Origin of the sequence: Streptomyces axinellae (genome assembly GCF_039532135.1) — a bacterium.
In the GTDB taxonomy this organism is placed as follows: Bacteria; Actinomycetota; Actinomycetes; order Streptomycetales; family Streptomycetaceae; genus Streptomyces; species Streptomyces axinellae.
This window is the reverse complement of record NZ_BAAARJ010000019.1, coordinates 160,502-173,048: the sequence shown is the minus strand read 5'-3', so window position 1 is coordinate 173,048 and position 12,547 is coordinate 160,502. Positions and strand designations below refer to the sequence as shown.

The window sequence follows — 12,547 nt, the reverse complement described above, 5'->3', positions numbered from 1 at the left end:
TCCCACGGCACCCCACGGGCCCGGTGACACCACCCCCCAGGTCATCGACTTCGACAGGGGGCAAAAGTCATGCCGGGCCCGGAGGCCAGCGGCCCCATTGCGGAACCGCGAAAAACATAACGGGGCAGGCGGGCCCTGCTCGGGTGATGTGATCGCTTGTGAGCTCGTGTGCCTGTTCCTGGCCTGAAGCTGATCCTTGCCGAAGAATTCCGTTGCGCCGCGCCCTTCGCGCGGCGCAACGTATGGAGAGGGCAGTCGGCACCGCGTGCGGTACATCAACCGCGGTGGGGGCGGTCGGGCGCGAATCAGCGCCGGTCGTCTGCCGGAGTCCGGCCGGGGGTCGGGTGACCGCGTCGGCTGCCTCTTGTCCTTCGCTTGCCCGTTGCTTTTATCCGCCTCTGTCGGCCTCTGCCCTTCTTCTACCGCTCTCCGCGCGGCCGGTCGGCAGCTTGTTCCGCTCGTCTTCGGCCTTTCGCGCCCCCGCGTTGTGACGCGCTTCATCTGTCGTACAGCGTAAGGAAATTGCGTTGTCGGCCTGGGGGGACGGGGGCACAGTGGTGCCAGCCCGCCGCCGGAGCGGGCGGGCATATGGGAGGTGGTCGGGATGCGGGAGACCTTGGTCCTCAACGCGAGCTTCGAGCCGCTGTCCACGGTGTCGCTGCGGCGGGCGGTGGTGCTCGTGATGCGGGAGAAGGCCGTCGTCGAGCAGTCGCATCCCGGCCTGCGGGTGCGTGCGGCGAATGTCGAGCTGCCGGTACCGCAGGTGATCAGGCTCTGCCGGTATGTGCGCGTGCCCTTCCGACAACGGGCTCCGTGGTCGCGGCGTGGCGTCCTGGTCAGGGACCGGCACCGGTGCGCCTACTGCGGGCGCCGGGCGACCACGGTCGATCACCTGGTCCCCCGCTCTCATGGAGGCGGGGACACGTGGCTGAACACGGTGGCGGCGTGTGCGGCGGACAACCATCGCAAGGCCGACCGTACGCCGGGGCAGGCGGGGATGACGTTGCTGGTCAAGCCGTTCGAGCCGACGCCTGCCGATGCGCTGCTGCTCGCGCTGGGCCTCAGAGAGGGTGAGACGCTGCCGGAGTGGCTGCCGCAGCCCTCCGCGCTGTCGGCCTCGGCCTGAGTGCTCCCTTCCGCTTTGGGGTCCGCTTTCGTTCAGCGCAGGAGAAGCTGGGCGATGGCGCAGACGCCGACCGCCACGATCACGGCCCTGAGCACTCCGGGGGCCAGCTTGCGTCCGATCCGGGCGCCGAGCTGGCCCCCGAGTGCTGAGCCGGCGGCGATGAGAAGGACCGCGGTCCAGTTGAAGTCGGCGACGAAGAGGAAGAAGACCGCGGCGGTGCCGTTCACGACGGCGCCGAGGACGTTCTTCACGGCGTTGGCGCGCTGGAGGTCGTCGTTGATGAGCAGGCCCATCAGCGCGAGGTAGATGACGCCCTGGGCGGCGCCGAAGTAGCCGCCGTAGACGCTGGCCAGCAGGATGCCGCCCTGGAGCGGGAGGCCCCCGTGGGGGTGGCCCTGGGTGTTGTTGCGCTCTCGGCGGCGGCGGACGGAGTCGGCCAGCTTCGGCTGGAGGATGACGAGGACCAGGGCGATCGCGATGAGCGCCGGAACGATCATGTCGAAGGCGCTGGACGGCAGGTTGATCAGCAAGATCGCCCCGGCCAGCGCGCCGAGGAAGGCGGCGGCGCTCAGGCGCAGGACGCGGGTGCGCTGGCCGCGCAGTTCCCTGCGGTAGCCGATGGCTCCGCTGACCGAACCGGGCACGATGCCCAGCGAGTTGGAGACGTTCGCGGTGACGGGCGGGAGGCCCACTGCCAGCAGCACGGGGAAGGTGATGAGCGTCCCGGAGCCGACGACGGTGTTGATGCCACCGGCCGCGATGCCCGCCGCACAGACCGCCAGTGCCTCCCAGATGCTCACGCGTCGCCCCTCGGTGATCGGTGATCGGTGTCAGTGCCACTGATCATGCCCGAGGGGCGGGGGCGCAGCCTGACCCGGGGCCTCGGTTCGCGACAGCCGCCAACAGTCCCGGCAGCCCCTGCGGTCCCGGCAAGTCCCCGGCACGGTAAGAGCGGCATACGGCGGGCCGTATGCCGCTCTTACCGGCGCGGGTCAGGAGTCGAGCGGGGGCTGCTCACGCGGGGGCTTGGTGATGGGCGGGGTGCTGGGGACGCTCGGCGCGCTGGGGGCGCCGCCGCCGTTACCGCCACCGGGGCGGAAGCCGTCGAGTGCGCCACCGAGGCCCTTCAGGGCGTCGCCGATCTCGCTGGGCACGATCCAGAGCTTGTTGGCGTCGCCTTCGGCGATCTTCGGCAGCATCTGGAGGTACTGGTAGGACAGCAGCTTCTGGTCCGGGTCGCCCGCGTGGATCGACTCGAAGACCGTGCGGATGGCCTGGGCCTCGCCCTCGGCGCGCAGCGCGGCCGAGCGGGATTCACCTTCGGCGCGGAGGATGGCGGACTGCTTCTCGCCTTCCGCGGTGAGGATCTGGGACTGGCGGACACCTTCGGCCTGGAGGATCGCGGCGCGCTTGTCACGGTCGGCGCGCATCTGCTTCTCCATCGAGTCCTGGATGGAGGTGGGCGGTTCGATGGCCTTCAGCTCGACGCGGTTGACGCGGATGCCCCACTTGCCGGTGGCCTCGTCGAGGACCCCGCGCAGGGCCGCGTTGATCTCCTCGCGGGAGGTCAGGGTCCGCTCCAGGTCCATGCCGCCGATGATGTTGCGCAGCGTGGTGACGGTGAGCTGCTCGATCGCCTGGATGTAGCTGGCGACCTCGTAGGTCGCGGCACGGGCATCGGTCACCTGGTAGTAGATGACGGTGTCGATGTTCACCACAAGGTTGTCCTGGGTGATCACCGGCTGCGGGGGGAAGGGCACGACCTGTTCACGCAGGTCGACCCGGTTGCGCACCGTGTCGATGAAGGGGACGACGATGTTGAGGCCGGCGTTGAGGGTGCGGGTGTAGCGTCCGAAGCGTTCGACGATTGCCGCACTCGCCTGCGGGATGACCTGGATCGTCTTGATGAGTGCGATGAAGACAAGCACCACCAGGATGATCAGGACAATGATGATGGCGTCCATCGCCTCGCCCCCTGCATTCGTCAAGAAGGTTGCCGCGTAAAAGAGTTGCCGCTCCTGTGCGGTTGTTCACGCCATCACATCACGACGGCGGTCGCTCCGTCGATCTCGACCACGTCCACCTGGCTTCCCGGCTCGTAGCTCTGCCCCGTGTCCAGCGAGCGCGCCGACCAGATCTCGCCGGCCAGCTTGATGCGTCCGCCCTGGCCGTCCACCTTCTCCAGCACCAGCGCCTGACGGCCCTTGAGGGCCTCGATGCCGCTTCTCATCTCCGGCCCCTCGGTGCGCATACGGCGGGCGAGGGGGCGTACGACGAGGATGAGCGCGACGGAGACGAGGGCGAAGATGACGACCTGCGCCACCGCTCCTCCGCCGATTCCGGCCGTCACCGCCGCCGCGACCGCGCCCACCCCCAGCATCCCGAATTCGGGCATGGCGGTGATGACGAGCGGAATTCCCAGCGCTGCGGCGGCTACGAGCCACCAGACCCATGCGTCCACAGGGCCATGGTAGGCGCGCGGTCAGCGAAGCGGCAGGCCCTTTGCCGTCCAGCGGCCGTTGTTCTCCTCGACGACCAGCGGGAGCCCGAAGCACAAGGACAGGTTCCGGGAGGTCAGTTCGGTCTCGATCGGGCCCGCCGCCAGCACCTGTCCCTGGCGGAGCATCAGGACGTGGGTGAAGCCGGGGGCGATCTCCTCGACGTGGTGGGTGACCATGAGCATGGAGGGCGCGTACGAGTCGCGCGCGAGCCGTCCGAGGCGGCGCACGAGATCCTCCCGGCCGCCCAGGTCGAGGCCGGCGGCGGGCTCGTCGAGGAGGAGCAGTTCGGGGTCGGTCATCATGGCGCGGGCGATCATGGTGCGCTTGCGCTCGCCCTCGGAGAGGGTGCCGAACCTGCGGTCGAGGTAGTCGGACATGCCGAGCCGGTCGAGAAAGGCGAGCGCACGCTGCTCGTCGATCTTCTCGTAGCTCTCCTGCCAGTGTGCCGTCATGCCGTAGGCGGCGGTGAGCACGGTCTCCAGCACGGTCTGGCGGCGGGGCAGCTTTTCGGCCATGGCGATACTGGCCATGCCCACGCGCGGGCGCAGCTCGAACACATCGACGGCGCCGAGTCGTTCGCCGAGGACGGATGCGGTGCCGGAGGTCGGGAAGAGGTAGCTGGAGGCGAGGTTGAGCAGGGTGGTCTTGCCCGCGCCGTTGGGGCCGAGGATGACCCAGCGTTCGCCCTCCTTGACCGACCAGGAGACATCTTCCACCAGAGCACGTCCGTCGCGGACCACGGATACGTCCACCAGCTCCAGTACTTCGCTCATGAGCGCGTTGTCTCCTATTGCAGTCGCGTTTAGGTGCCTGTGGGCACATTCCCCAGGGGAAAACCTACGCCACCGTGTACGAGCTCCGTTCCCTAGGCTTGGTTCATGCTCAAGGAACCTCGCTCGGGGCGGTTGGCCGCCTGGGGAAACGCGCTGTTGGCCGGTCTCGTCTCGCCCGATGAGGCGGCCGAGCGGATCGTGGAGGAGGACGCGCGGCACCGGATGCTGCTTCCGGAGCCGGACGGGGGTGAGGCGGGGCTGACGCTGGCGCTGGGGCGGCTGCGGGCGCTGGGGGCCACGGGATTGCGGGTGGCGCTGCCGGTGCCGGGGCATCCGCTGGGGCTGAGCGGGCCGCCGGAGTTCAACGCGCGTGCCGTGGCGGCCGAGGAGGCGGTGCTGGTGCACGGGACGGCGCTGGGGCTGGTGCCGGCGGTGTACGAGTCGGGCCCGCCGGACGGCGGGGCCGGGCCGCAGGACGTGCACACGGAGGTGGTGTGGGAGTGCCTGCCGGTGCGGGAGGCACCGCCGGCGGACGTTCCCTCGCTGGGGGAGGCGGAGCGGGAGCTGGCGGAGGCGATGCGGGAGGCCACCGAGGTGCTGACGCGGCTGGACGTGGCGGGCTCGGGTCCGGTGGCCGACGCGGCGCTGGAGGCGTACCGGGCCCGGCTGGCGGCGGGGCGGCAGCTGCTGGCGCCCGGGTATCCGCCGCGTGCCGTGCGGGTGCTGGAGCTGGCGCAGCGGGTGGCCGCGCTGGTGTCCATCGCGTACGGGGACGGCGGGGACGGGAGGGCGCACGGCGGGGCGGTGAGCGCCGCTGAGATGGCGGCGCGCGCCGAGGCGTTGCGGCCGGTGGAGCGTACGGCTCGGCGTGCCCAGGTGGCGGCGTACAACGCGTACGCGGAGGAGTTGGAGCGGCGCCGGGAGGAAGGGCTGCCCTGACCGCTCGGGGCGAGGTGGGCGGGCCGGTGCGGCAGCGGCGCGGCAGAGCGACAGCGGCGGGGCCCACGGACTGGTGGTCCGTGGGCCCCGCCGCTGTGGTGTGCCCGGACGCCGAGGCAAGCGGAGGTTCCGCGTCAGAGGTTCTGCGCCGGATGCCCTGCTGCGGGCGTCCGCGTCAGATGTTCCGCGCGTGGTTGCCGAAGACGGGGTTGAGCACGCCGACGACGTTGACCGAGTTGCCCGTGGCGTTCACCGGGACATCCACCGGGACCTGGACCAGGTTGCCGGATCCCACGCCGGGCGAGTGGGCCGCGCCACCGTGGGCGGCGGCGCCGCCGGTCGCGGAGGCGGCGCCCGCTGTCGCGGCGAGGATGCCACCGGCCGCGATGGTCACGGCTGCGGCCTTCTTCAGGTTCTTCACTGTGCTGACCCTTCTAGCGAACTGTGCCGCGGCCTGACGCCGCGGCGCGCCATGGAGAACGGGTCATCGCCATTGAGGATGCGCGGAAAAGATGACGACCACACGACGGTATGAATTTCACGCCGGACGGGAACCGTCCGCCAGGGTCCTCGCTCGTCAGCCCGTCATCCCGTGCCGGACGGCCCACAGCGCCGCCTGGGTGCGGTCGGACACGTCGAGCTTCATCAGGATGTTCGAGACGTGGGTCTTGACCGTCTTCTCCGAGAGCACGAGCGCGCGGGCGATCTCGCGGTTGGAGCGGCCGTCCGCTATCAGGCCGAGTACCTCGCGCTCCCGCTCGGTCAGTGAGGGGCCGCGTCCGCTGCCGCCGCCCTGGTCGTCGGAGAGCAGCGCTCCGGCGACCTCGGGCTGGAGGAGCACATGGCCCGCGTGCACGGAGCGGATGGCGCCGGCGAGCGCCTCGGGATCGACGTCCTTGTAGACGTATCCGGCGGCGCCCGCGCGCAGGGCGGGGACGACGGTGCGCTGTTCGGTGAAGCTGGTGACGATGAGGACGCGGGCCGGGTTGCCGCGCTCGCGCAGCAGCCGCAGGGCCTCGATGCCGTCGGTGCCGGGCATTTTGACGTCCATCAGCACCACATCGGGGCGCAGTTCCTCGGCGCGGGCCACTCCCTCGTCGCCGTCGGAGGCTTCGCCCACGACCTCGATGTCGTCCTGCACCTCCAGGAAGGTACGCAGTCCGCGGCGTACGACCTGGTGGTCGTCGACCAGCAGCACACGGATCGGGTCAGCCACCGGGCACCTCCATCTCGACAGCGGTGCCCTTGCCGGGCTCCGACAGGACGGTGAGTCTGCCGCCTACGCCGCCTGCCCTGTCCCGCATGGAGACGAGGCCGAGGTGGCGGCCCGAGGTGCGTACGGCGCCCGGGTCGAAGCCGGCGCCGTCGTCGGTGACGGTGAGGACGGCGCCGGGGCCGCGGCGGACGAGGGTGACCCGCACGTGTGCCGCGTCCGCGTGCCGCAATGCGTTGTGCAGTGCTTCTTGTGCCACGCGCAGCAGGGCCTCCTCCTGGGCCGAGGGCAGAGCCCGTACGCCCTCGCACGCGAAGGTGACCTCCGCGGTGTGCGCCCGGTCGAGGATCTGGGCCTGGGTGCGCAAGGTGGCCACGAGGCCGTCCTCGTCCAGTGCGGCGGGCCGCATCTCGACGACGGCGGCGCGCAGCTCGTCCACGGCCTCGGCCGACAGGCGGGCCACCTCGTGCAGCTCCGCCTTGGCGCGGGCCGGGTCGCGATCGACGAGCGCGGCGGCGGCCTGGGCGGTGAGGCGGAGGGAGAAGAGCTTCTGGGAGACCGCGTCGTGCAAGTCGTGTCCGATGCGGGCGCGCTCTCCGGCGATGGTCAGCTCGCGGCTGCGCTCGTAGAGGCGGGCGTTGGTCAGTGCGATGGCGGCGTGCTGGGCGAGCAGGCGCAGCAGTTCCTCGTCCGCGACGGTGAAGGCGCAGGGCCGCTCGTCGGCAGCCGGGCCCGCGGTCCCGCCTTCGGGCCGTTCCTCGGCCTGGTGTGCGGGTCGGCGGCCCGAGCAGCGGGGTTTGTTGGCGAGAAAGAGCGCGCCGAGGACTTCCTCGCCGTCGGCGATGGGCATTCCGAGGAAGTCGGCCATCTTCGGATGCGCGGAGGGCCAGCCGCCGAAGCGCGGGTCCTTGCGGACATCGGCGAGGCGCTGCGGGGTGGCCTCGTGCAGCATCGCGGCGAGGATGCCGTGCTGGCGCGGCAGCGGCCCGATGGCCTCCCACTCCTCCTCGCTCACGCCGGCGACGACGAACTGGGCGAAGCCGCCGTGGTCGTCCGGGACGCCGAGGGCGGCGTACTCGGCGCCGAGCAGTTCGCGGGCCGAGGCGACGATCGTCTGAAGGACGTCACGCACCTCCAGTTGCCGGTTCATGGCGAGCAGCGCGGCGCTGACGGCGGCGAGCCCTGAGCGGGGGACCATGCGGATCACCGTACCGGCGGGTCCGTGGCGGCGGATCGGACGACGGCCGGTGTCGGGCGGTCCTTGGTCCTAGGACTGTGGACGGAAGCCGGGGGCGGATGCGGAGGCCGGGGGGTGGGGACGGGAGGGTGGAGGGGCGCGGGCGCAGGGGCGGTGCCGGGTCGCGCGACCGTCACCGGTTCAGGGGGTGACGGAAACGGCGCAGGAGGGCTGACGGGGAAGGGCGGCTCCCCCCATGAGGGGAAGCCGCCCTTCCGTTCCGTATCGCGGTCGCGTCCGCCTGGGCGGGTACGAATGTGCGGGTACGAATGTGCGGTACGGAGGTGCGCTTACTTGCGCATGATCTCCGGCTCATGCCGGCGCAGCAGCCGGATGACGACGAAGCCGCAGAGGATGCCCATCAGCACCAGGACGCCGACGTCGATCGTCCACTGGCTGAGCGTGTGGTCCCACAGCGGATCGGTGTTGGTCGGGTCGTCCTTGTCCTGCGGCATCATCCGGCCCAGCTCGACGGTGGCACCCAGGCCCGCGATGGCCCACCGGGAGGGCATCAGCCAGGCGAACTGCTCGACGCCGGGGCTGTCGTAGAGCTTGAAGAGCACACCGGTGAACACGACCTGGACGACGGCGAAGAGGACCAGCAGGATCATCGTCTTCTCGGAGGTCTTCACCAGCGAGGAGATGATCAGGCCGAACATCATCGAGGTGCCGCCCAGCGCGATCATGACCAGGGCCATCTCCACGGCCGGGTTGTTCATGAGCAGGCCCTCGTCGGGCAGGTCGCGCGGGTAGAAGCCGACCACGCACATCAGCACGCCCTGGATGGCGGCGACGACCGCCAGGACGATGACCTTGGACATCAGATACGCGGACCGGGACAGGCCCGTGGCCCGTTCCCGTTCATAGATCACCCGTTCCTTGATCAGCTCACGCACGGAGTTCGCCGCTCCGGAGAAGCAGGCGCCGATGGCGAGGATCAGCAGGATCGGGCCGGCGTCGCGGTTGGTCTTCAACGGTGGCGCCGTCAGGCCGTAGTCGGACGGCATCAGGGTGCTGACCAGGCCCAGGATGAGCGGCGTGACGAAGGACAGCACCAGGAAGGAGCGGTCGGCCGAGATCACCGAGACATAGCGGCTGACGAGGGTCCACAGCTGGGAGCCCCAACTCTGGTGCTTCCGCAGCTTGCTCGGCGGCTGCAACGCCTGCTGCTGGTATTGCAGCGCGTAGGGGTCCTGCTGGGGCTGGGCCGCATCGATGTCCGCCGCGTACATCTGGTAGTGCTGCGAGCCTTGCCAACGGCCCATCCAGTCGTAGTCGCGGTAGTTCTCGAAGGCGGAGAAGACATCGGCCCAGGAGTCGTAGCCGAAGAAGTTCAGCGCCTCCTCGGGCGGGCCGAAGTAGGCCACGCCGCCGCCCGGGGCCATCACCAGCAGCTTGTCGCACAGCCGCAGCTCGGCCACGGAGTGGGTGACGACCAGGACGGTGCGGCCGTCGTCCGCCATGCCGCGCAGCAGCTGCATGACGTCGCGGTCCATGCCCGGGTCCAGGCCGGAGGTGGGCTCGTCCAGGAAGATCAGCGACGGCTTGGTGAGCAGCTCCAGGGCCACCGAGACCCGCTTGCGCTGGCCGCCGGAGAGCGAGGTGACGCGCTTGGTCGCGTGGATGTCGAGCTTCAGCTCGGCCAGCACCTCCTCCACCCGCGCGTTGCGCTCGGCCTCCGCGACGTCGCCGGGGAAGCGCAGTTTGGCCGCGTAGCGCAGCGCGGTGCGGACCTTCAGCTCCTTGTGCAGGATGTCGTCCTGCGGAACGAGACCGATGCGCTGGCGCAGTTCGGCGAACTGCTTGTAGAGGTTCCGGTTGTCGTAGAGGACCTCGCCGACATCGGCGGGACGGTAACCGGTCAGCGCGCGCAGCAGCGTGGACTTGCCGGAGCCGGACGGGCCGATGACGCCGATCAGGGACTTTTCCGGAACGCCGAAGGTGACGTTGTTGAGGATCACCTTGCCGCCGTCCACCTTGACGGTGAGGTGGCGGGCCGAGAAGGAGACCTCGCCGGTGTCGACGAACTCCTCCAGGCGGTCGCCGACCAGCCGGAAAGTGGAGTGACCGATGCCGACGATGTCCTGCGGGGTGATGACCGCGGTACCGGACTTGGGCATCGGCTGACCGTTGATGTACGTGCCGTTGTGGCTGCCCAGGTCGCGGATCTCGCAGCGCCCGTCGGGCGAGGAGTGGAACTCCGCGTGGTGCCGGGAGACCTGGAGGTCGGAGACGACCAGCTCGTTCTCCAGCGCGCGGCCGATGCGCATGATGCGGCCGAGGGAGAGCTGGTGGAAGGTCGTCGGGCTGCGGTCGCCCCCCGCGGCCTGCGGCGCGCCCTGCTGGGGCTGCCCGTGCTGGTTCCGGCCCTGGCCGTAAGGGTCTTGGCCGCCGGGCACGCCGCCCATCGGGGCCGCCATGCCGGGGCCGCCGCCTTGCTGCGGCATGTTCGGCTGCGCGTACTGCTGGGGCGGAGCCTGGTGCTGCGCCGCCTGCTGTGCGTACTGCTGCTGCGGGGGCGCCTGTTGTGCGTGCTGTTGCGGGGGCGCCTGCTGCATGTGCTGCTGGTGCGGTATCTGCGCTGCCTGCTGCTGCCAGCCGGGCTGCTGGCCCTGCTGAGGCTGCTGGCCCTGCTGAGGCTGATGGGCCTGTTGCTGGTGCGGCTGCTGGTTCCAGCCCGCGCCGGGGCCGCCCGGGCCGCCGGGGCCGGGCTGCTGGGGCGCCGCCTGGTGGTGCTGCTCCGGTGCGGCGCCCTGGGCGCCGTACGGGTCCGCCGCGGGTGGCCGGCCGCCGGCAGCGCCGAAACCGAGCCGCGGGCCGTCGGTGGCGTTGCCCAGATGGACGCTCATTCCGGGGGCCAGCTCCAGCTGCTGGATCCGCCGTCCCTGCACATAGGTGCCGTTCGTGCTGCCGGGATCCTCCATGACCCAGCTGCGCCCTCCCCAGCGCACCGTGGCGTGCCGCCAGGAAACCCTGGCGTCCTCGATCACCACGTCCCCCTGCGGATCACGGCCGAGGGTATATGTCCTGGACGGATCGAGCGTCCAGGTTTGTCCGTTCAATTCCAGTACGAGTTCCGGCACTCCATGCCCCACAAAGTTGTCCCCCGAGGTACCCCCTGCGCTGAGGGAGTCTAGGGATGGCGAACATCGTGGGGAACTATTCCAGGCCCGGACGTCCGACAGGAAGCCGGGCCGTGAGACAGGGGCAAGGCTGTGACGGTTGCCGGGGGGTGAATCGGGCCTGGACAGCGGATGCTCACGCGCAACCATCCAGATCACGAATGATGCCGACTGATGCTGACGGATGCCGATGATCAGGAACAGTCCGCCGTCATCCGGACACTCTCCGCTTCCCCGTCACGGCGCCGCCCAGGGCGCCGACGGGGGCCTTGCGGCGGGCGTCCCAGCGGGTGGACAGGGGGAGGAGGGCGCGGGCCCGGCGGCGGTAATCTGAGAGGACCATGAGCGCACCTTTGGCCCCGCCTCCGTCGTACGCCGACACCCCGACGCTTCTCGTCAAGATCTTCGGCAAGGACCGGCCCGGCATCACCGCCGGCCTCTTCGACACCCTCGCGGCCTACGCCGTAGAGGTCGTCGATATCGAGCAGCTCGTCACCCGTGGCCGCATCACCCTGTGCGCGCTGGTCACCTCCCCCAACGCAGGTACGGGTACCGAGGGTGAGCTGCGCGCCACCGTGCACAGCTGGGCGGAGTCCATGGGCATGACGGCCGAGATCATCTCAGGCACCGGCGACAACCGGCCGCGCGGCACGGGGCGTTCCCACGTCACCGTGCTGGGCCACCCGCTGACCGCCGAATCGACGGCCGCCATAGCGGCCAGCATCACCGCGACCGGCGGCAACATCGACCGCATCTTCCGGCTCGCGAAGTACCCGGTGCTCGCCGTGGAGTTCGATGTCTCCGGTACGGAGACATCGCTGCTGCGCACCTCGCTGGCGCTGGAGGCGGCCAAGTACGGCGTGGATGTGGCCGTGGTCGCCTCGGGGCTCCAGCGGCGGGCCCAGAGGCTGGTGGTGATGGACGTGGACTCCACACTCATCCAGGACGAGGTCATCGAGCTGTTCGCCGTCCACGCGGGCTGCGAGGCCGAGGTGGCCGAGGTGACCGCGCGGGCGATGCGCGGCGAGCTGGATTTCGAGCAGTCGCTGCACGCGAGGGTCGAGCTGCTGGGCGGGCTGGATGCCTCGGTGGTCGACAAGGTGCGCGACGCGGTCCGGCTGACCCCCGGCGCGCGCACGCTGATCCGTACGCTCAAACGGCTCGGCTACCAGGTGGGCGTCGTCTCCGGGGGCTTCACGCAGGTGACGGACGTGCTCAGGGACGAGCTAGGGCTGGACTTCGCCTCCGCCAACACGCTGGAGATAGTGGACGGCAAGCTGACGGGGCGGGTCACCGGCGAGATCGTCGATCGCGCCGGCAAGGCCAGGCTGCTGCGGCGGTTCGCTGCGGAGGCCGGGGTTCCGCTGGCCCAGACCGTCGCCATCGGCGACGGGGCCAACGACCTGGACATGCTGAACGCGGCGGGCCTCGGGGTGGCCTTCAACGCCAAGCCGGTGGTGCGCGAGAAGGCGCACACGGCGGTGAACGTGCCGTTCCTCGACACCGTGCTCTATCTCCTCGGCATCACTCGCGAAGAGGTCGAGGCGGCCGACGTGGACGACGAACCGGGCCCGGCGCAGGTCTGAGCGCAGTGTCCCTCACCGCTGAGCGCAGCGTCCCTCACGTCTGAGCGCAG

The 12,547-nt window shown here is 70.5% G+C and carries 12 protein-coding genes; 3 read left to right on the top strand and 9 right to left on the bottom strand.

What is annotated here, in order from left to right:
* The first annotated feature begins 604 nt into the window (after positions 1–604).
* Positions 605–1,126, top strand: coding sequence for an HNH endonuclease (locus ABD339_RS26325; RefSeq protein WP_344569260.1), 522 nt, complete (start codon positions 605–607; stop codon positions 1,124–1,126).
* Between the two features lie 32 nt (positions 1,127–1,158).
* Here ABD339_RS26325 and ABD339_RS26320 read toward each other — a convergent pair whose 3' ends face one another.
* From ABD339_RS26320 to ABD339_RS26305, 4 genes are all read right to left on the bottom strand, one after another.
* A complete protein-coding gene (locus tag ABD339_RS26320; RefSeq protein ID WP_344569258.1) occupies positions 1,159–1,926 on the bottom strand; it encodes a sulfite exporter TauE/SafE family protein in 768 nt (255 codons plus the stop codon).
* 192 nt (positions 1,927–2,118) lie between these two features.
* The gene (locus ABD339_RS26315) at positions 2,119–3,090 is read right to left on the bottom strand and encodes an SPFH domain-containing protein (protein WP_344569256.1); all 972 of its coding nucleotides are present in this window, start codon (positions 3,088–3,090) and stop codon (positions 2,119–2,121) included.
* Between the two features lie 74 nt (positions 3,091–3,164).
* Complete coding sequence (locus ABD339_RS26310; RefSeq protein ID WP_344569254.1) at positions 3,165–3,587, bottom strand: NfeD family protein; 423 nt, start codon at positions 3,585–3,587, stop codon at positions 3,165–3,167.
* 21 nt (positions 3,588–3,608) lie between these two features.
* On the bottom strand, positions 3,609–4,400 hold the full coding sequence (locus tag ABD339_RS26305) for an ABC transporter ATP-binding protein (RefSeq protein WP_344569252.1): 792 nt from the start codon (positions 4,398–4,400) through the stop codon (positions 3,609–3,611).
* 105 nt (positions 4,401–4,505) lie between these two features.
* Here ABD339_RS26305 and ABD339_RS26300 point away from each other — a divergent pair, with 105 nt between their 5' ends.
* The gene (locus tag ABD339_RS26300) at positions 4,506–5,339 is read left to right on the top strand and encodes a hypothetical protein (RefSeq protein ID WP_344569250.1); all 834 of its coding nucleotides are present in this window, start codon (positions 4,506–4,508) and stop codon (positions 5,337–5,339) included.
* Between the two features lie 175 nt (positions 5,340–5,514).
* Here ABD339_RS26300 and ABD339_RS26295 read toward each other — a convergent pair whose 3' ends face one another.
* From ABD339_RS26295 to ABD339_RS26275, 5 genes are all read right to left on the bottom strand, one after another.
* Positions 5,515–5,760 (bottom strand): chaplin, encoded by a 246-nt coding sequence (locus tag ABD339_RS26295; protein ID WP_344569248.1) that lies wholly within the window; start codon positions 5,758–5,760, stop codon positions 5,515–5,517.
* A gap of 156 nt (positions 5,761–5,916) precedes the next feature.
* Positions 5,917–6,555, bottom strand: coding sequence for a response regulator (locus tag ABD339_RS26290; RefSeq protein ID WP_344569246.1), 639 nt, complete (start codon positions 6,553–6,555; stop codon positions 5,917–5,919).
* The gene (locus tag ABD339_RS26285; protein WP_344569244.1) at positions 6,548–7,750 is read right to left on the bottom strand and encodes a GAF domain-containing sensor histidine kinase; all 1,203 of its coding nucleotides are present in this window, start codon (positions 7,748–7,750) and stop codon (positions 6,548–6,550) included. The genes ABD339_RS26290 and ABD339_RS26285 overlap by 8 nt, the downstream gene beginning before the upstream one ends.
* A gap of 329 nt (positions 7,751–8,079) precedes the next feature.
* Positions 8,080–10,884 carry an ABC transporter ATP-binding protein/permease gene (locus ABD339_RS26280; RefSeq protein WP_344569242.1) on the bottom strand — a complete coding sequence of 935 codons (2,805 nt, stop codon included), beginning with the start codon at positions 10,882–10,884 and terminating at the stop codon, positions 8,080–8,082.
* Positions 10,885–11,122: 238 nt separating this feature from the next.
* Positions 11,123–11,254: a hypothetical protein gene (locus ABD339_RS26275; protein ID WP_344569240.1), complete on the bottom strand. Its 132-nt coding sequence runs from the start codon at positions 11,252–11,254 to the stop codon at positions 11,123–11,125.
* Here ABD339_RS26275 and serB point away from each other — a divergent pair.
* Entirely contained in the window at positions 11,253–12,497 is a 1,245-nt protein-coding gene (gene serB, locus ABD339_RS26270) for a phosphoserine phosphatase SerB (RefSeq protein ID WP_344569238.1), read from the top strand. The genes ABD339_RS26275 and serB overlap by 2 nt on opposite strands.
* Positions 12,498–12,547: the final 50 nt, after the last annotated feature.

What these genes read in the sequence shown, in the direction of transcription:
- ABD339_RS26325 (WP_344569260.1), top strand. Translation starts at nt 605, where the DNA reads ATGCGGGAGACCTTGGTCCTCAACGCGAGCTTCGAGCCGCTGTCCACG.
- ABD339_RS26315 (WP_344569256.1), bottom strand. Translation starts at nt 3,090, where the DNA reads ATGGACGCCATCATCATTGTCCTGATCATCCTGGTGGTGCTTGTCTTC.
- ABD339_RS26305 (WP_344569252.1), bottom strand. Translation starts at nt 4,400, where the DNA reads ATGAGCGAAGTACTGGAGCTGGTGGACGTATCCGTGGTCCGCGACGGA.
- ABD339_RS26300 (WP_344569250.1), top strand. Translation starts at nt 4,506, where the DNA reads ATGCTCAAGGAACCTCGCTCGGGGCGGTTGGCCGCCTGGGGAAACGCG.
- ABD339_RS26285 (WP_344569244.1), bottom strand. Translation starts at nt 7,750, where the DNA reads ATGGTCCCCCGCTCAGGGCTCGCCGCCGTCAGCGCCGCGCTGCTCGCC.
- serB (WP_344569238.1), top strand. Translation starts at nt 11,253, where the DNA reads ATGAGCGCACCTTTGGCCCCGCCTCCGTCGTACGCCGACACCCCGACG.
- ABD339_RS26275 (WP_344569240.1), bottom strand. Translation starts at nt 11,254, where the DNA reads ATGGTCCTCTCAGATTACCGCCGCCGGGCCCGCGCCCTCCTCCCCCTG.